18 protein-coding genes are annotated in these 18151 nt (G+C 71.3%); 11 read left to right on the plus strand and 7 right to left on the minus strand.

The annotated features are described in order from the left end of the window. Position 1 precedes the first annotated feature (1 nt). The gene (locus tag AAHM41_RS15120) at positions 2-631 is read right to left on the minus strand and encodes a response regulator transcription factor (protein WP_342237382.1); all 630 of its coding nucleotides are present in this window, start codon (positions 629-631) and stop codon (positions 2-4) included. Then, positions 628-2193, minus strand: a complete 1566-nt coding sequence (locus AAHM41_RS15125; RefSeq protein WP_342237383.1) for a sensor histidine kinase — start codon at positions 2191-2193, stop codon at positions 628-630. The genes AAHM41_RS15120 and AAHM41_RS15125 overlap by 4 nt, the downstream gene beginning before the upstream one ends. A 238-nt stretch (positions 2194-2431) precedes the next feature. Here AAHM41_RS15125 and nadA point away from each other — a divergent pair, with 238 nt between their 5' ends. From nadA to nadC, 3 genes are read left to right on the plus strand one after another with little or no spacing between them, the layout of a single operon-like run. Next, complete coding sequence (gene nadA, locus AAHM41_RS15130; RefSeq protein ID WP_342237384.1) at positions 2432-3430, plus strand: quinolinate synthase NadA; 999 nt, start codon at positions 2432-2434, stop codon at positions 3428-3430. After that, the gene (locus tag AAHM41_RS15135; protein ID WP_342237385.1) at positions 3430-4971 is read left to right on the plus strand and encodes an L-aspartate oxidase; all 1542 of its coding nucleotides are present in this window, start codon (positions 3430-3432) and stop codon (positions 4969-4971) included. Before nadA ends, AAHM41_RS15135 begins: the two co-directional genes overlap by 1 nt. Then, positions 4968-5831 carry a carboxylating nicotinate-nucleotide diphosphorylase gene (gene nadC / locus AAHM41_RS15140; protein ID WP_446719451.1) on the plus strand — a complete coding sequence of 288 codons (864 nt, stop codon included), beginning with the start codon at positions 4968-4970 and terminating at the stop codon, positions 5829-5831. The genes AAHM41_RS15135 and nadC overlap by 4 nt, the downstream gene beginning before the upstream one ends. Positions 5832-5866: 35 nt before the next feature. On the opposite strand, the gene AAHM41_RS15145 is transcribed toward nadC, so the two are convergent. Beyond that, a complete protein-coding gene (locus AAHM41_RS15145; RefSeq protein WP_342237387.1) occupies positions 5867-6313 on the minus strand; it encodes a hypothetical protein in 447 nt (148 codons plus the stop codon). Positions 6314-6350: 37 nt separating this feature from the next. Continuing rightward, entirely contained in the window at positions 6351-6740 is a 390-nt protein-coding gene (locus AAHM41_RS15150; protein WP_342237388.1) for a hypothetical protein, read from the minus strand. A 186-nt stretch (positions 6741-6926) separates the two neighbouring features. Between AAHM41_RS15150 and rnd the strand changes: the two genes are divergently transcribed. From rnd to AAHM41_RS15165, 3 genes are read left to right on the plus strand one after another with little or no spacing between them, the layout of a single operon-like run. Next, entirely contained in the window at positions 6927-8075 is a 1149-nt protein-coding gene (rnd, locus tag AAHM41_RS15155) for a ribonuclease D (RefSeq protein WP_342237389.1), read from the plus strand. Positions 8076-8089: 14 nt separating this feature from the next. After that, positions 8090-9064: a M23 family metallopeptidase gene (locus AAHM41_RS15160; protein WP_342237390.1), complete on the plus strand. Its 975-nt coding sequence runs from the start codon at positions 8090-8092 to the stop codon at positions 9062-9064. After that, complete coding sequence (locus tag AAHM41_RS15165) at positions 9061-9693, plus strand: glutathione S-transferase family protein (protein ID WP_342237391.1); 633 nt, start codon at positions 9061-9063, stop codon at positions 9691-9693. The genes AAHM41_RS15160 and AAHM41_RS15165 overlap by 4 nt, the downstream gene beginning before the upstream one ends. Here AAHM41_RS15165 and AAHM41_RS15170 read toward each other — a convergent pair. Together AAHM41_RS15170 and AAHM41_RS15175 are read right to left on the minus strand one after the other, a co-directional pair. Next, positions 9690-9851, minus strand: coding sequence for a hypothetical protein (locus tag AAHM41_RS15170; protein WP_342237392.1), 162 nt, complete (start codon positions 9849-9851; stop codon positions 9690-9692). The genes AAHM41_RS15165 and AAHM41_RS15170 overlap by 4 nt on opposite strands. A 109-nt stretch (positions 9852-9960) precedes the next feature. Continuing rightward, positions 9961-10836, minus strand: coding sequence for a hypothetical protein (locus AAHM41_RS15175; RefSeq protein ID WP_342237393.1), 876 nt, complete (start codon positions 10834-10836; stop codon positions 9961-9963). Positions 10837-11063: 227 nt separating this feature from the next. Here AAHM41_RS15175 and AAHM41_RS15180 point away from each other — a divergent pair, with 227 nt between their 5' ends. Together AAHM41_RS15180 and AAHM41_RS15185 are read left to right on the plus strand one after the other, a co-directional pair. Continuing rightward, positions 11064-11690, plus strand: coding sequence for a LysE family translocator (locus AAHM41_RS15180; RefSeq protein ID WP_342237394.1), 627 nt, complete (start codon positions 11064-11066; stop codon positions 11688-11690). Positions 11691-11794: 104 nt separating this feature from the next. Next, positions 11795-13372, plus strand: a complete 1578-nt coding sequence (locus AAHM41_RS15185) for a calcium-binding protein (protein ID WP_342237395.1) — start codon at positions 11795-11797, stop codon at positions 13370-13372. A gap of 2 nt (positions 13373-13374) precedes the next feature. Here AAHM41_RS15185 and pcaD read toward each other — a convergent pair whose 3' ends face one another. Continuing rightward, positions 13375-14151, minus strand: coding sequence for a 3-oxoadipate enol-lactonase (pcaD, locus tag AAHM41_RS15190; RefSeq protein WP_342237396.1), 777 nt, complete (start codon positions 14149-14151; stop codon positions 13375-13377). 132 nt (positions 14152-14283) lie between these two features. On the opposite strand from pcaD, the gene AAHM41_RS15195 reads away from it, so the two are divergent. From AAHM41_RS15195 to AAHM41_RS15205, 3 genes are all read left to right on the plus strand, one after another. After that, the gene (locus AAHM41_RS15195) at positions 14284-14886 is read left to right on the plus strand and encodes a DUF938 domain-containing protein (protein ID WP_342237397.1); all 603 of its coding nucleotides are present in this window, start codon (positions 14284-14286) and stop codon (positions 14884-14886) included. 195 nt (positions 14887-15081) lie between these two features. Next, complete coding sequence (locus tag AAHM41_RS15200) at positions 15082-17697, plus strand: ATP-binding protein (RefSeq protein WP_342237398.1); 2616 nt, start codon at positions 15082-15084, stop codon at positions 17695-17697. Between the two features lie 87 nt (positions 17698-17784). Then, on the plus strand, positions 17785-18057 hold the full coding sequence (locus tag AAHM41_RS15205; protein ID WP_342237399.1) for a DUF4242 domain-containing protein: 273 nt from the start codon (positions 17785-17787) through the stop codon (positions 18055-18057). Positions 18058-18151: the final 94 nt, after the last annotated feature.

The raw sequence follows: 18151 nt of genomic DNA on the forward strand, positions 1-18151 counted from the left end.
TCTAGCCGGGCCGGCCGTCCAGCGTGTCGGCGATGCGGACCAGATCGGCGACCGACCGCACCGCCATCTTCCGCATCACCTGGCCGCGGTGGATCTTGACCGTGACCTCGCTGAGGCCGAGCTGGCCGGCGATCTCCTTGTTCATCAGCCCGGTGGTGACCAGGGCCATGATCTGCCGCTCGCGCGGGGTCAGGGTCCCGTACCGTCCCGCGACCTCGGCCACGCGCTGCTCCGCCGCACGCCGCTCGCGGTCGCGCTCGATCGCGGCAGCGACGGCGTCGAGCATGTCCTGGTCGCGGAACGGCTTGGGCAGGAAGTCGATGGCGCCGGCCTTCATCGCCCGCACGCTCATCGGGATGTCGCCATGGCCGGTCATGAACACCACCGGGATGCCGATACCGGCCTGGGTCAGCTGCGCCTGGACATCGAGCCCGCTGGCCATCTGCAGCCGGATGTCGAGCACCAGGCAGTTCGCCGACGACAGCTGGTCGTCATGCAGCAACTCCTCCGGCGAGGCGAAGCAGGCGACGCGGAAGCCCACCGAGCGCAGCAGGCTGTCCAGCGCGGTGCGGACGGGCGCCTCGTCATCCAGCACCAGCACCAGCGGCGCCTCGGCAACGGCACCGGTCATGCCGCCCTCCGATCCGCCGGCAGGGCGACGTGGAGGGTCAGCCCGGCCTCGGCGTTTCGTGACGCCCAGATGCGCCCGCCATGGGCTTCGACGATGGAGCGGCAGATCGACAGCCCGAGGCCCATGCCGCCGGGCTTGGTGGTGCGGAACGGGGTGAACAGGCCAGCCATCGCCTCCGGCTCCAGCCCGACGCCGCTATCCGCGACCAGGATCACGACCTCCCCCGTCGGGCCGCCGAGGGTCTCGATCGTGAGCTCGCGGCGGGGGGCCGTCGCCATCGCCTGGATGGCGTTGACCACGAGGTTGATCAGCACCTGCTGCAGCTGGATGCGGTCGCCCGCCACCGGCGGCAGCCCGGGCGCGAACCGCGTCCGCAGCGCCACGCCATGATCGGCGATCTCGCGCCACATCAGCTCGACCACCTCGTCGACGACGGCGTTGGGATCGACCGGCACCCGTTCCGGCTCCGCCTTCCGGGTCAGGTCGCGCAGCCGCTGCACGACGTGGTCGGCGCGGTTGGCCTGACCGGCGATCCGGCCGGCGCAGGCCCGCGCCTCGTCGAGCGCCGGCACCGGCCGGTCGAGCCAGCGCAGGCAGGCCTGGGCGTCGGTGACGATCGCGGCCAGCGGCTGCTTCACCTCATGCGCGATCGATGCGGTCAGCTCGCCGAGCGTGACCACGCGCGAGACATGCGCGAGCTCGGCCCGGGCCTCGGCCAGGGCCTGGCGCTCGGTGATGTCGACGGCGCTCAAAAGGCCGGTGGACCGCACGCCGTCGGCCGGGAAGGTGGCGGTGAGCAGGACCGAGCGGCGATCGCCGCCGATGGTCTGCAGCACGGTCTCGCCGGCGAAGGACGGCCGGCCTTCGGCCAGGGCGATCAGCAGGTCGCGCCAGGTCCGCACGGTCTCGGGCAGGAAGATGCGCGCGCGTCCGGCGATCGCCTGGGCGGCATCCGCGGCGCCGACCAGCCGGACGGCGGCGTCGTTGGCGTCGACGGTGCGCACCAGGGCGATGCAGCGCTCGACCAGGCGGTGATCGTCCTCCAGCCGGCGCCGGAGGTCGGTAACGCCCTGGCGCGCCAAGTCCTCGAAGAGGCGGTGGACCCGGGTGAAATCCTCCTCCCAGATCGCCACGCCGACCGACTGGAAGATGCCGCGCCAGCGCCGCTCGCTGTCGCGCAGCACCGCCGTCGCCGCCTGGCCGCGCTGGGCCAGCACGGTGGCGATGGCGATGGCCGACAGGCTGACGACGCCGCGCAGGAGATGGGCTTCGAGGCCGGTGTGCCGCAGCCCGGCCAGGAAGCCAACGACCGTCAGCCCGCCGCAGCCCAGCGCCGCCAGCAGGACGCCGCGGCGGTCGAGGAAGCCGACCGACATCAGGATGACGATGGCGTAGAGCACCGCCACCGCGATCTTCATCGGGCTGAAGGTGTCGAACAGGAAGATGGCGAGGGCCAGGGCCGCGGTCAGCAGCGGCAGCAGCCGGTCGCGCCCGGCCCAGGCCCGCAGGGCGGCGCCCGGGCGGCCCCCCGATGCCGCGGTCGGGGTGGCGGTCATCGGCATCGGGGCCGCTGCCTGGGATCGGTCGCGATCATGGTGCTCTGTCCTCGGGCCGGATCGAGTCGCCCGTCCTGGCCGTGAGATGATCACGCCCCCGGCGGGCGACAACACCTCCCGGCGGGACGCAGGGTCGTCCTCCGCGAAGCCGTCTTGATTTTCTTATTCTGAGAATTAGAGTAACTGAAGCGACACCGATTCGGGCCGCGCCTGTCCTCGTAATTCTCGAAGTGAGCAGAACCCGATGTCCGCCTCCACCGACTACACCGAAGCCGTCGCCGCGCGCACCGCGCCGCTGTACGACCGGCTGTCCCGCGTCATCCCGGCCTTCGACTGGCCGGGCTTCGCCCCCGACATCGACGCCATCCTGCGGCTGAAGCGGGAGCGCGACGCGGTGATCCTGGCGCACAACTACCAGACGCCGGAGATCTTCCACGGCATCGCCGACATCACTGGCGACAGCCTGGCCCTGGCGCGGGAGGCGGCGCGGGTCGAGGCCTCGGTGATCGTGCTGTGCGGCGTGCATTTCATGGCCGAGACCGCGAAGCTGCTGAACCCGGCCAAAACCGTGCTGATCCCCGATGCCGCCGCCGGCTGCTCCCTGGCCGAATCGATCACGCCGGAGGATGTGCGCCTGCTGCGCCGCCGCTACCCCGGCGTGCCGGTGGTGACCTATGTCAACACCTCGGCCGCGGTGAAGGCGGAGAGCGACATCTGCTGCACCTCCGGCAACGCGGTGAGGGTGGTGGAGAACCTGGGCGTGCCGCGCGTGATCTTCATCCCGGACGGCTATCTGGCGGCCAATGTCGCGGCCGAGACCAGGGTCGAGATCATCGCCTGGCAGGGCGCCTGCGAGGTGCATGAACGGTTCGGCCCGGACGATGTCCGGCAGCTGCGCGAGGCCCATCCCGGCGTGGTCGTGCTGGCCCATCCGGAATGCCCGCCGGAGGTGGTGGCGGAGGCCGATTTCGCCGGGTCGACCGCGGCGATGAGCGACTATGTCGCGACCAAGCGGCCCGGCCGGGTGGTGCTGGTGACAGAATGCTCGATGAGCGACAACGTCGCCGTGCAGTTCCCGGAGATCGACTTCATCCGGCCCTGCAACCTGTGCCCGCATATGAAGCGGATCACCCTGCCCAAGATCCGGCACGCGCTGGAGACGATGACCGAGGCGGTGGAGCTGGACCCGGCCGTCGCCGGCCGCGCCCGCGCCGCGGTCGAACGCATGCTCGAGGTGCGCTGATGGACGCGATCTCTTCCCGCCCGCAGGATCGGGTCGTGGTGATCGGCGCCGGCATCGCCGGCCTGGCCGCGGCGCTGCGGCTGGCGCCGTTGCCCGTCCTGCTGCTGTCCGCCGCGCCGGTCGGGGCCGAGGCCGCCACCAGCTGGGCCCAGGGCGGCATCGCCGCGGCGCTGGGCCCCGACGACGACCCGGCGCTGCACGCCGCCGACACGCTGGCGGCCGCGGCCGGGCTGGGCGACCCGGAGGTGGCGCGGCGCGTCACCGAAGCGGCGCCCGACTGCATCGCCTGGCTGGCCGGGCTCGGCGCCCCCTTCGACCGATCGGATGATGGTGGCTTCGCCCTCGGTCTGGAGGCCGCGCATTCCCGCCGCCGCATCGTCCATGCCGGCGGCGACGGCACCGGCGCCGCGGTGCTGCACACCCTGGCGCAGGCCGTCGAGGCCGATCCGCGGATCGCCCTCCGCCCCGCCCGCGCCACCGCCCTGCTGCGCGACGAGGCCGGCGTGTGCGGCGTGCTGGCCTGGGAGAACGGCGCGCCGGTGGCGATCCCGGCCCGGGCCGTGGTGCTGGCCACCGGCGGGGTCGGCGGCCTGTACGCCCATACCACCAACCCGCTCGGCGCGGCCGGCACCGGCCTGGCCCTGGCGGCGCGGGCCGGGGCCGTGCTGCGCGATCTGGAATTCGTGCAGTTCCACCCGACCGCCATGGCCGTCGGCCGGGACCCGATGCCGTTGGCCACCGAGGCGCTGCGCGGCGAGGGCGCGACGCTGATCACGGCCGCGGGCGAACGGGTGATGGCCGATCATCCCCAGGGCGATCTGGCCCCGCGCGACGTGATCGCCCGCGCCGTCTTCCACAGGGTCATGGCCGGCGAGCCGGTGTTCCTGGATGTGCGTCCGCTGGGCGACCGGCTGCAGCGCTTCGCCAAGGTCACCGCGCTGTGCCGCGAGGCGGGGCTGGACCCGGCCCGGCAGCCGATCCCGATCCGCCCGGCCGCCCATTACCACATGGGCGGCGTGGCGGTGGACGGCAGCGGCCGCAGCTCCGTCCCCGGCCTCTGGGCCGCGGGCGAGGTGGCGGCGACCGGGCTGCACGGCGCCAACCGCCTGGCCAGCAACTCGCTGTTGGAGGCGCTGGCCTATGCCGGCTGGATCGCCGCGGACATAAGCGGCGGCGATGCCCGGCCGCCGCTGCGCCCGCTGCCGCTCGGCGCCGCCCGCCGCCCCGTCCCGGATGCCGGCATCGTCGCCACCCTGCGGGGGCTGATGGAGCGGCATGTCGGCGTGGTTCGCGACGGCGCCGGGCTGATCGCCGCGGTCACGGCCCTGCGCCCCCTCGCCGATGCCGCGCCCTCGGCCCTGTCCGACCGCGCTTTGGCCGGGCTGCTGATCGCGACCGCCGCCTTGCGCCGGCGCGAGAGCCGCGGCGCCCAGTGCCGCAGCGACCGGCCCGAGGCCGACCCGGCCTCAGCCGCCTCCTTCCTCACCCTCGCCGATGTGCTGGAGGGCGATGCCCCCCGCATCGGCACCGCCCGCCCGTGAGGCCGACCATGGATCTCCCCTCCCTCCCCGTCCTGCTGGTCGAGCCGGTGGTCCGCGCCGCCTTGGCCGAAGACCTCGGCCGCGCCGGCGACATCACCAGCGCCGCGGTGATCCCGGCCGAGGCCCGGATGCGCGGCGTGATCGCGGCGCGCCAGCCTGGCACCGTGGCCGGCACCGATGCCGCCGCCCTGGCCTTCCGCCTGCTCGACCCCGCCATCACCGTCGCCATCCTGCTGCCGGACGGCAGCCGGGTGGTGCCGGGCGATGCGGTGATCCGGATCGACGGCCCGGCCCGGCCGATCCTGGCGGCGGAACGGGTGGCGCTGAACCTGCTGTGCCGCCTGTCCGGCGTCGCCACCGCCACCGCCGCGCTGGTCGCCGCCGCCCAGCCGCACAAGGCGCGCATCGCCTGCACCCGCAAGACCACGCCGGGCCTGCGGGCGCTGGAGAAGCACGCGGTGCGGGCCGGCGGCGGCGTCAACCACCGCTTCGGCCTCGACGACGCGGTGCTGATCAAGGACAACCACATCGCCGTGGCCGGCGGGGTGCGGCCGGCGATCGCCCGGGCCCGTGCCGCGGTCGGGCATCTGGTGAAGATCGAGGTGGAGGTCGACACGCTCGGCCAGCTCGACGAGGCCCTGGCCGAGGGCGTCGACGCCGTGCTGCTGGACAACATGACCCCGGACCAGCTGCGCGAGGCGGTGCGAAGGGTCGACGGCCGGGCGGTCACCGAGGCGTCCGGCCGGGTGACGGCGGAGACGGTGCCGGCGATCGCCACGTCGGGCGTCGACCTGATCTCCGCCGGCTGGATCACCCACAGCGCCCCGATCCTCGACCTCGGCCTGGACTGGGAGGGGTAGGACCAGCGGCCGGGCAGGTTGCTCCGGCTATCCCCTCAATCGGACGGAGGCGATCCTGGGGAGTGACGCGCACGCCACTCATCCTTGGTGAGCTGTTCCACAGCAGAGAAGCGGCTGTCGTAGCTCACACCGTTGTAGATGTATGTGAGTCGACCGGTGGCCGGATCGGCCGATTCCCTGATCGCCTCCATCGACGGCGGCAGCGATGACGATGAAGAAGCCCGGTCCGGCATCCGCATGGCCTCTTGCTGCGTCCCGAATTCCCGCCGCAACTCATCCCGCAGCGAGCCGAGTTCCTCCCGCATCAGGTTCGAGTTCTCCAGGATCTGCGCCAGCGCCACGAACACGGCGGCGGAGATCAGCCCAGAGAGCAGGAAAGCAAGTCCCAGGAAGCCCTCCGACACTCCGAACCAGCACCAGATCGTCAGGGCGAGGCCCGCCAGAAGCTCCAGGACGGCGATCACTCTCAATGTCGTCGGCACGATCGTCTCCGTCTGCGGTCGGGCATCGGATGTTCCGCTACCGGCCGCACGGCCCGATGACCCGGTCGACCGACAGCACCGGCACCGCCGCGGCGCCGCGGCGCTCGAAGCGGCCGCGGACCAGCAGGCAGCCGCCCGCGGCCCAGGCGCGCCAGATCTCGCGCCGCACCTGGTCCAGCAGCTCGGCCCGTGTCGCGATCACCGGCGGCGCGTCGCCGGCATAGGCCGGGGGGACGGTCCCGGCGGCGACGCTCTCGTCGTCGACCGGCACCACGCCGCGCCACGGGCAGGGCTGCTTCAGGCAGCGCACGCCGGTGTCGCCGACCCGGAACAGGCCGGATGGTGCCTCCGGCGCGGCCGCGCCGGCGAAAGGCGCCGTCAGCGCCAGGACCGCGGCCGCCATCGTGGATGCCAGGGATCGTCTCATGCGGCCCTCCTTGCCGTCGCCTCCACGCTCCCGAACGGCCATGGCGAAAGCATGGCTTCGTTCTCGCCCCGGCCCCACCCCGGTTCACGGTCGAGACTAGCCGGATTCGCCGCCGGCGGCATTCCGTTCGGCGGATTGTCGTAAAGCACTCGGCAACTGGGGGTTTCATCCGCTACAACGCTGGGGATGACTCTGATCACCTCCACCGCCGAACTCGCCGCCTTCTGCGACCGCATGGCAGCGGCCGACTACATCGCCATCGACACCGAGTTCATGCGCGAGCACACCTTCTGGCCGAAGCTGTGCCTGGTGCAGATCGCCGGGCTGGACGAGGCCGCGGCGATCGACCCGCTGGCGCCGGGCATCGACCTGGCGCCGCTGTTCACGCTGGTCCACGACCCGAAGGTGCTGAAGGTCTTCCACTCCGCCCGCCAGGATGTGGAGATCTTCGACCATCTGACCGGCCGGGTGCCGACGCCGCTGTTCGACACCCAGGTCGCGGCCATGGTCTGCGGCTTCGGCGAATCGGTCAGCTACGAGAACCTCGTCGGCAAGCTGGCCAATGCCCGAATCGACAAATCCTCGCGCTTCACCGACTGGTCGCACCGGCCGCTGACCGAGCGCCAGATCGAGTACGCGCTGGCCGACGTCATCCATCTGCGCCCGGCCTATGAGGCGCTGCGGAAGCAGCTGACCAAGTCCGGCCGCGAAGCCTGGCTCGCCGAGGAGATGGCGATCCTGTGCGACCCGGCCACCTACCGCACCGAGCCCGACCAGGCCTGGCTGCGGCTGAAGCCGCGCAACGCCTCGGGCAAGTTCCTGGCGATCCTGCGCGAGGTGGCGGCCTGGCGCGAACGCGAGGCGCAGAAGCGCGACATCCCGCGCGGCCGCATCCTGAAGGACGAGGCCCTGCTGGAGATCGCGGCGCACACCCCGCGCGACCTCGATGCCATGGCCCGGATCCGCGGCATGAGCCGCAACATGGCCGAGGGCTGGCAGGGCACAGGCCTGATCGCGGCGGTCGAGCGCGGCCTGGCGACGCCGCCCGATCAGGCGCCGAAGCTGGCGCAGCGCCCGCCGACCCCGCCCGGCATCGCGCCGCTGGTCGAGCTGATGCGCGTGCTGTTGAAGATGAAATGCGAGGATGAGGGCGTGGCCCAGAAGCTGGTCGCCGGCAGCGACGACCTGGAGGCCATCGCCATGGACGACGACGCCCAGGTGCCGGCGCTGCACGGCTGGCGCCGCGAGATGTTCGGCGAGGCTGCGCTGGCGCTGAAGCGCGGCGGCATCGCCCTGGCGGTGCAAGGCCGGCGGATCCGGGTGGTGACGCTCTAAGGCGGAGAAATCGGATGTTGCGGAGCGCCCTGATCGGACTTGTCCTTCTCGTCGCGCCCGCAGCATCGGCGCAGGAGACCGAGCCGCGCTTCGCCTGGCCGGTCGCCTGCACCCTGGGGCAGGACTGCTTCATCCAGAACTACGTCGACGCCGTGCCCGGGCCGCGCTTCGGCAATTTCCGCTGCGACCGCCTGGGCTACAGCGGCGACAACGGCACCGACATCCGCCTGCGCGACCTGGCCGCCATGCGCAAGGGTGTCGATATCCTGGCGGCGGCGGACGGCACCGTGGTCGGAATCCGCGACGGCGAGCCGGACATCTCGATCAAGGAACGCGGGGTCGACGCGGTCAAGGGCAAGGAGGCGGGCAATGGCGTCACCATCGACCATGGTGGCGGCTGGCATACGCGCTACGCCCATATGAGGCAGGGCAGCGTCCAGGTGAAGCCGGGCGACACGGTCAAGACCGGCCAGAAGCTGGGCCAGGTCGGCCTGTCCGGCAACACCGAGTTCCCGCATGTCGAGTTCAGCGTGTTCAGGGGCGAGACCTTCATCGACCCCTTCACCGCGCTGCCGATCGGCTCGGGCTGCGAGAAGACCGGCAATCCGCTGTGGGCCGCTGACGTCCCCTACATCCCGACCGCCCTGCTGATCGCCGGCTTCGCCGCCGGCCCGGCCGATTGGGAGACCGCCCGCCGCGGCGACTATGCCGACATCAAGGGCGGCCGGAACGCCCCGCTGGTGCTGTGGGCCGAAAGCTTCGGCGTACGGGGCGGCGACATCCAGATCGTCACCATCATCGGCCCGGATGGGAAGCCGGTGCATCGGGACCGGACGGTGCTGGCGGAATCGAAGAATCTCTGGTCCGCGTTCAGCGGCCGGCGCGCTCCGCCCGAAGGCTGGAAGCCGGGGACCTACACCGGCCGCTATCAGTTGGAGCGAAACAGCACCCTGGTGATCGACACCGAGCGGACGGTGGAGATGCCGTGACCGCGATCCTCTACGGCGCCCGCTACAGCGTCTATGTCCGCGTCGCGCTGCTGGCACTGCAGGAGAAGGGCGTGGCGTTCGACCTGGTCGAGGTCGACATCTTCGCACCCGAGGGGCCGCCGCCGGGCTATCTCGACCGCCACCCCTTCGGCCGCATCCCCGCCTTCGAGCATGACGGTTTCGCACTGTACGAGACCTCGGCGATCACCCGTTATGTCGACGAGGCCTTTCCGGGGCCGGCGCTGCAGCCTGCCGACGCTCGCGGCCGGGCCCGGCTGACCCAGATCATCGGCGTGCTGGACAGCTACGCCTACCGCCCGCTGGTCTGGGACATCTATGTCGAACGGGTGTCGAAGCCGAAGGCGGGCCGGCCGAGCGACGAGGCCCTGATCGCCGCCGCGCTGCCCCGGGCCGGGCTATGCCTCGACGTGCTCGAGGGCTTCCTCGGCGACGGCCCCTGGCTGCTGGGCGATGCGCTCAGCCTGGCCGACCTGCACGCGGCGCCGATCCTCGACTATTTCCGCATGGCGCCGGAAGGCCGCGACCTGCTGGCGCGGCACCAGCGGCTGGCCGCCTGGTGGGACCGCATCGCCGCCCGGCCCAGCGCCGAGGTGCTGGGCCCCGGCTAGCTCCAGACCGGCGAGCGGCCGCAGCCCAGCAGCACAGCGCGCAGATGGGCGACGATCCGCGCCTCGTTCTCGGCAGAACGGCTGGCCGGCCCCGCCGGCGGGCGCGAGGCTGCGTTATCCGTCCCCGGCCGCACCGCAGCCGAACTGTCCTGGTCCATGATCATCCCCGGTGATGTCGATCACGGCCAGTTCAGCTGGGGAAAGTGGCGTCATCAGGTCGATCCGGCGTCGCCCTTCGCCATAATCGTGGCGCCAACTGCCGTGGCATCAGGCCCGGACGGCGCCGACCGGCGCGGGGTCGGCGAAGACGAAGGGCCGGACCAGCAGGCGGCGCTTCCAGTGCAGCAGCCCCAACCCGCCCTGCTCCAGCGCGCCGTAGAGGACGAAGCGCACGCCCCGCACCCGCGGGTCCTCGCGGCGCAGCAGCCAGCGCGCGATCTCGACGAACAGCAGCTTCATCGCACCGGACGACAGGTGGTCCGCATGGCCGAGGAAGCTGACGATGCGGATGATGTTGCCGATCCGGCGCAGCACGATGGTGCCGACCAGCCGGTCGCGCCCGCCGTCGTCGATGAACACGCCCCAGTCGACCGCCCAATGCTCCGGGCAGGGGGCGTCGAGCCAGGGGTCGCCCTTCACGCCGCTGCCGCGGCCGAAGCGCTGGGCGAAGGCCTGCGGCACCGGCCCGCCGGAGCGGAACAGCTTCGACGCCTCGATGTCGCGCATGTCGTCGCCCTGGGCGAAGCGGTCGAAGATCCGGCAGTGATAGCCCGCCTTCGCGGCCTTGCGGGTCTCGCGCAGGATATAGCCGAAGGAGTGCTTGCGGATCTCCTTCTCATAGGCCTCGGCATCGGCGAAAGGGGTCAGGTCGAGCAGGCAGGGCGTGCCCTGCCACAGCCGGGCGACGCCGTCCGGCCCGCGCCGCGTGTATTTCGCCAGATAGTCGTGATGCGCCGACACCATGTGGTGGCAGAGATGCCCGCCGGCGCAGTCCTCGGTCCGCAGCCGCAGCGCCGCTTCCGGCAAATCGGCGGGGCCTAGCCCCCAGATCCGCAGGCGCTGCTCCTTGCGCAACCGGAACAGCACCGGCTCGACCCCGCCGAGATAGGCCCGCATCGCCATGCCGGAGACAGAGATCGCCACGAAACCTCACATCGAATCCTTAAGGTTCGATCCAAGTATGGCGCCAATCTCTGTCATCGAGCAACGAATTCGGTCCGGAACCTCGAAACTATCGAGTCCAATTTTAGGAAAATGCAATATTTGCGGAATCGAATCCTAGCGCCACGCTCCGCTCTGCTCCGCGGTTTCCCGGCCGCCCGATCTCTGGCACGCTGCCGCGGCCGGCCGTGCCGGCGGAGATCTGGACCATGACGCTCGACGACTATCTGCTCTTCCTGCCCGCCTGCTTCGCGCTGAACATGGCGTTCGGCCCGAACAACCTGCTGTCGCTGTCGAACGGCGCCCGCGACGGCACGCTGCGCGCCGTGGCCGCCGCCTCGGGCCGGCTGGTCGCCTTCGCCATCATGATCGCCGTCGCCGGGCTCGGCCTCGGCACGCTGCTCACCGCCTCGGAGCTCGCCTTCGCAGTGGTGAAATGGCTGGGCGCCGCCTATCTGATCTGGCTCGGCATCAGGCTGCTGCGGGCCGACGCCCCGGCGCCGGACCAAGGCGCCGCCGGCCCGTCCCAGCCGCTCGGCGCCCTGATCCGGCAGGAATTCTGGGTCGCGGCCGGCAATCCGAAGGCGATCCTGATCTTCACCGCCTTCTTCCCGCAATTCGTGGTGCCGCAGGACTACGCCGCCAGCTTCACCCTGCTCGGCGCCAGCTTCCTGGTGCTGGAGGGGGTGGCGATCACGATCTACGCCCTGATCGGCGCCCGGCTCGGCCGCTACGTCCGCAGCGCCCGCCCGTTCCGCTGGTTCAACCGGATCTCCGGCGGCCTGATGATCGGCTTCGGCCTGCTGCTCGCCGCCGCCCGCAAGCCGGCGGGTTAGGCGGCCGGTTCCGACAACGCCGGATCTCCATATCGCGGTTGATGTGAGGAATACTGTCTAGTCACGAATCGTATTTTTGGCTTCGGCATTTCGAAGGGGGACATATGTACGTCAATCTGACCGGCACCGCCGACAACGACAGCTTCAAGCTGGATTTTTCGAATCTTGATCCTTCCGACGGCTCGGAGAACCGCTATGTGGTCAATGGCGGGGCTGGCAACGACACCGTCGATTTCAGCCGCCTGCCGCCTGACCTCCAATTCATGACGGGCCTGATCGGATACAACCCATATCCGGGCGAACAGCTTTGGATGGCCATCTATTCGAGCGAGGTCGACGGCAAGCGCATCACTTTCGAGTTGTACTTGGTCGAAACGTTCATCGGATCCGCAGGAAATGATGGAATCGAGGGTAACTTCGGCGCGACCGTCCCAACGACGATGTTCGGCATGGCCGGGGATGACCTCCTCGTCGGATCCAAGGGCGGTGACCGTGCCTATGGCGGTGTCGGCAATGATACCCTGCATGGAGTCGACGGGGACGACCGCCTAGTCGGCGACGCCGGCCGCGATGTGATCACGGGCGGCAGCGGCGCCGATTCGATCGATGCCGGGGCGGACAATGACTCGGTGTGGGGCGGAGGCGACGACGACGCGATCTATGGCGGCACCGGTGACGATGTCCTCAGGGGCGAAGACGGCAACGACATCCTCGAAGGCGCGGCCGGCGCGGATACGCTGAACGGCGGCGCGGGCATCAACACGGCCAGCTACATCGGCAGCAGTGCCGGCGTGATCGTCAATCTCGTCAACGGCCGCGGCTACAGCGGCGACGCGCGGGACGACACGCTGTCCGGGATCGAACAGGTGCTGGGATCGGAGCATGCCGACCAGTTGGCCGGCGATGTCAGTGACAATGTCCTGTGGGGCCGCGGCGGGGACGACGCACTTTCCGGCGCTGGCGGAGTGGACACGCTGAAGGGGGGTGCCGGCGCCGATGCCCTGCATGGCGGAGCCGGGGACGACCGGCTCGACGGCGAGGGCGGCAACGACCAGCTCAACGGCGAGAACGGCAACGACCTGCTCTATGGCGGTCCCGGCGCCGACCGCTTCGACGGCGGTGCCGGAATCGACACCGCGATCTATGAACGGGCCGCCGCCGGCATGACCGTCGATCTCAGCGTGGTGGCACACAACACCGGCGAGGCGGCGGGCGACGTGCTGACGAGCGTCGAGCAGATCATCGGATCGAGCTTCGCCGACCGGATCACGGGGGACTCGGCCAAGAACACGCTTTGGGGCGGCGCCGGCAACGATGTGCTTCAGGGCGGCATGGGCGCCGATGTGCTGAAAGGCGGCTCCGGCGCGGATCGCTTCGTCTACACCGACAAGATCGACAGCCTGACGGCAGCGATCTACCGGGACGTGATCGCCGACTTCTCCACGGCTCAAGGGGACAAGATCGATCTCTCGCCCATCGAATCCGACGGCAACTACGCGACGACGGACAACGGCTTCACCTTCGGCACCGGCGCGTTCACGGGAAAGGGAGGAGAGCTGCGGGTGGTGGTCTCGGGGGGCTACCAGGTCGTCTACGGCGATATCGCAGGCGATAAGCAGCCCGATTTCGCCATTGCCGTCATCGCCGACCACGCCTTGCGGGCGAGCGATTTCGTGCTCTGACGTCAGTCGAGGAAGCTCTCGACCGCCGCGGTGAAAGCCTCGGCCTGCTCGATATTGGCGATGTGGGCGGCGTCGAGGGCCAGGAAGCGGGCGCCCGGCACCGCGGCCGCGATCTCCTGCCCCCGCTCCGGCGGCGTGCCCTGATCCTGGGCGCCCGCCAGCACCAGAGTCGGCGCCCGGATCCGGCCGATCGCGTCGCGCTGGTCCATGTCGCGGATCGCGGCGCAGGTGGCGGCATAGCCTTCGGGCGAGGTCGCCAGGAGCTTGCGGCGGATGCCGCCGACCGCCTCCGGCGCCCGCTCGCGGAAGCCCGGGCTGAACCAGCGCCCGATCACGCCGTCGACCAGCGCCGCCATGCCGTCCCGCCGCACCGCCTCGATCCGCGGGTCCCACAGCTCGGCGCCGCCGGCATAGGCGGTGGTGCAACTGGGCACCAGCCGGCCGACCCGGTCCGGCGCATGGATGCCGAGCCACAGCGCCAGCATGCCGCCGAGCGATAGGCCGACGACGTCGGTGCGGGCGATGCCGAGCGCGTCGAGCAGCCCGATGGTGTCCTGCCCCAGCCGGTCCAGGCTGTAGGGGCCGGCCGGCGCGTCGCTGCCGCCATGCCCGCGATGGTCATGGCGCAGCACCCGGAAGCGCCGGGCGAGACGTGGCATCTGCGGCTCCCACATCTCGAGATCGACGCCGAGGGCATGGGACAGCAGCAGCGGCGGCCCATCCCCGGGCCCGTCGAAACGATAGTGCAGCCGGCATCCGTCGACGGTGACGTGGGGCATGGTCGAATCTCCTGGCCAGGGCCGGTCGACGAGTCGCAGCGCGGAGCCGCGCGACGCAGTGTGGCCGGATGGGCTATGGAAGTCGACGACGCCGCATCGACCGGGTGCGGGCGAAGCGCGACGGAGAGGATGATGACCGACCACCGTCAACACGCACCCGCGGCGGCGCGCAACCGGGACCCGATCCTCGCCGTGCTGCGCGGCGTGCTGCCCCGGACCGGCACGGTGCTGGAGATCGCCAGCGGCTCCGGCGAGCACAGCCTGCATTTCGCGGCGGCGCTGCCGGGGCTGGTGTTCCAGCCCTCCGACCCGAATCCGGAGGCGCGGCGCAGCATCGCCGCCTGGGCGGCGGAAAGCGGCCTGGCCAATCTGCGCCCGCCTTTGGCGCTCGACGCCGCCTCGCCGCCCTGGCCGGTCACGGCAGCGGACGCGGTCCTGTGCATCAACATGATCCACATCTCGCCCTGGGCCGCGACAGAAGGGCTGATGCGCGGCGCCGCGGCCATCCTGCCGCCGAGCGGCCCCTTGTATCTCTACGGCCCGTATCGCCGTGCCGGCGTTCCCACGGCGCCGAGCAACGAGGCGTTCGACCGCGACCTGCGCGGACGCGACCCGGCCTGGGGCCTGCGGGGCCTGGAGGCCGTCGCCGCCCTCGCCGCTGCGGCGGGCTTCTCAGGCCCCGCCGTCACCGAGATGCCGGCGAACAACCTGAGCGTCGTGTTCCGCCGGCTCTGACGGCCGGATCACAACCCTGCAGGACGGACTCCTCTCCCTCAGCCAGACATGATTCCGACGATGGATGCCGGCCGTGCCGGATCGGTCAGGCACTGGAAGATTGTCCTGCGATCACGGCAGCGGCGCCCAAGCCTTCGACGTGATCCTGCCCAGAAGTTCAGGCACAGTGGCCGCTTCCACGCCGGGGCCGTGCCCATGGAACTGCTCGAACGCGACCACGAGTTGCAGGCGCTGGCGGTCGCCCTCGGGGAGGCGACGGCCGGCGAGGGCCGCATCGCGCTGGTCAGCGGCGAGGCCGGCATCGGCAAGACCAGCTTCGTCGATCGCTTCATCGCCACGGCCGGACGGACGGCCAGGCTGCTCACGGGCCAGTGCGACTCGCTGTTCACCCCGTCGCCGCTCGGCCCGCTCTACGACATCGCCCGCCAGACCGGCGGGCGGCTGCTGGCCCAGCTCGAGGCCGAGGCGCCGCGTGCCGCCCTGTTCTCCACCATGCTCGACCTGCTGCGTGGACAGGCGCAGCCCGTCATCCTGCTGGTCGAGGACGTCCATTGGGCCGACGAGGCGACGCTCGACCTGATCAAATATCTCGGTCGCCGCATTGCCGATCATCCCGTCCTGATCATCCTGACCTATCGTGACGACGAGGTGGGCGCCCCGCTGCGTGTGCTCCTGGGAGATCTGGCGATGTCGCGGATCGTCCGCCGCATCGAGCTGCGAAGCCTGACGGTCGACGCCGTGCGCCAGTTGATCGCCGACTTGCCGTTCGACGCCCGCACGCTGCACCGGCAGACCGGCGGCAATCCGTTCTTCCTGGGCGAGGTCCTGGCCCATGCCGGGCGGGGCATTCCGCAGACGGTCTACGACGCGGTGCTGGCGCGCGCGACGAAGCTGCGGCCGGCCGCACGGGCAACGCTGGAGACGGCCGCCGTGATCGGCAGCCGGGTCGAGCACGCGATGCTCGAACGGGTGCAGCGCGGCGCCGTGGACGGCTTGTCCGACTGCCTCGCCGCGGGGCTGCTGGCCCTGGCCGAGACCGGCGTCGCCTTCCGGCACGAGCTGGTGCGGGACGCCGTGCTGGCCGGCCTCGATCCCGGCCGGCGGCGCGAGATCTGCCGGGCGGCGCTCGACGCCCTGAAATCCGCCGAGGCCGGGCGCGGCGACCAAGCCCAGCTGGCCCATTTCGCCGAGGGGGCGGGCGATGGCGCAGCCGTCCTCGAATTCGGCCCCGCCGCGGCGCGGGCCGCGGCCGCCGCCGGCGCCCATGGCGCGGCCGCCAGCCAGTATCGGCGCGTGCTGGCCTTCGCCGCCGATCGGGCGCCGACCGAGCGGGCGCGGCTGCTCGAGGCCTATGCCGAGGAATGTGCCATCGTCGACGACCTCGTCGAGGCCTGCCGGACGCGCGACGAAGCTATCGCCTTGTGGCGCCGGGCCGGGGACCGGCTGAAGGAGGGCGAGAACCTGGCCGCCCTGGCCTGGCCCCTGGTCCGCAGCGGCCGGAACGCCGCCGCGGAAGAGGCCAGCCGGCGTGCCATCGAGACACTGGAGGCGATGCCGCCGACCCGCCAGCTGGCCAACGCCTATCGGATCCAGGCGCATCTGCGGATGCTGCATCGCGACCGCCGGCCGGCGGTGCGCTGGGGCCGCAAGGCGATCGACCTGGCCACGCGGCTCGGCGACGAGGCCATCGTCGCCGCGGCCGAGAACGTCGTCGGCTCGGCCATGCTGGTCTTCGGCAATGAGCGGGGCCGGCTGCATCTGGAGCGTGGCCTCGCCTTGGCACGGAAGGCCGGGCTGGATGCGCTGGTCGGCCAGTCCTATTCCGATCTCGGCTCCTGCTATGGCGAGCAGTACCGTTTCGCCGAGGCCGAAGGCCATCTCGCCTCCGGCATTGCCTATACCGCCGAGCGCGACCTGGACCATTCCAACCATTACATGCGGTCCTGGCTCGCCTTGACGCGGCTCTATCAGGGACGGTGGGATGAGGCCGCCGAGATCGCGACGGCACTGGTCGAGCGCCCGCATGTCGCCATGGTCAGCCGCATCATGGCGCTCGTCGCGCTCGGGCGGGTGCGGGCGCGGCGCGGCGATCCGGGAGTGTCCGCGGTGCTGGACGAGGCCCTCGACCTGGCGCTGCAGACCGACACGCTGCAGCGTCTGGCGCCGGCACGGGCCGCGCGGGCGGAAGCCGCCTGGCTGGCCGATCAGCCCGAGCGCACCATGGCGGAAGCGGCCGCGGTCTACGACCTCGCGGTCCGGCATGGCCATCGCTGGCATGCGGGGGAGTTCTCCTTCTGGCGCTGGCGGGCCGGCGACCGGAGCGACCCGCCGCGCTGGGCCGCGCCTCCCTTCCTGCTGCAGGTCAAAGGCGACTGGCAGGGCGCCGCCGCTTCCTGGGAGCGGCTGGGCTGCCCCTACGAGCAGGCCCGCGCGCTGGCCGATGGCGACATGCCGGCCAGGCTGGCGGCGCTCGAGATCTTCGACCGGCTCGGCGCCGCCCCGGCCGCCGCAGCGCTGCGCCAGCGGATGCGTGTCGAAGGAATCCGCCGGGTTCCGCGCGGCCCCAGGGCCGCGACGCGCCAGAACCCGCTCGGCCTGACCATGCGCGAGGTCGAGATCCTGGATTGCCTGACCCAGGGGCTCAGCAACGGCCAGATCGGCGCCCGGCTCCATGTCTCGCCCAAGACCGTCGACCACCATGTCTCGTCGGTGCTGGCCAAGCTTGGCGCCTGCACGCGCGGCGAGGCCGCCCGCATCGCCCTGGAGCAGCAGCTGCTGCCGCAACATGGGGAGAGGGCCGCCGCAAAATAGGGAGGGCCTCCCGATGCGCAGGCTTCGCCCGGGCCATAACGTGGCGAGGTGAAGCGGTTCCAGACCGCGCAAGGGAGAGACATCGCCATGCCACGCTATCTGATCGAACGCCAGTTCCCCGACGGTCTCGGTCTGGTCCCTGACCAGCAGGGCCGGCAGACGGCAGCCGCCGTCATCGCCAACAATGCCCGGGACGGGGTCACCTGGGTGCAGTCCTATGTGACCCCGGACAAGAAGCGGACCTATTGCATCTACGACGCGCCCTCGCCGGAGGCGATCCGCCAAGCGGCGAACCGCAACGGTCTGCCGGTCGAGCGCATCACCGAGGTCCGCGTGCTCGACCCGTATTTCCATCTCTAGCGATCGGGACGGTCCCGAACACATCGCGGCGGGGGGGGGGGGGGGGGGGCCGCCCCCCCCCAAACCAAAAAAAAAAAAATTAATTTATTTGCAC

Source organism: Inquilinus sp. OTU3971, assembly GCF_038440215.1.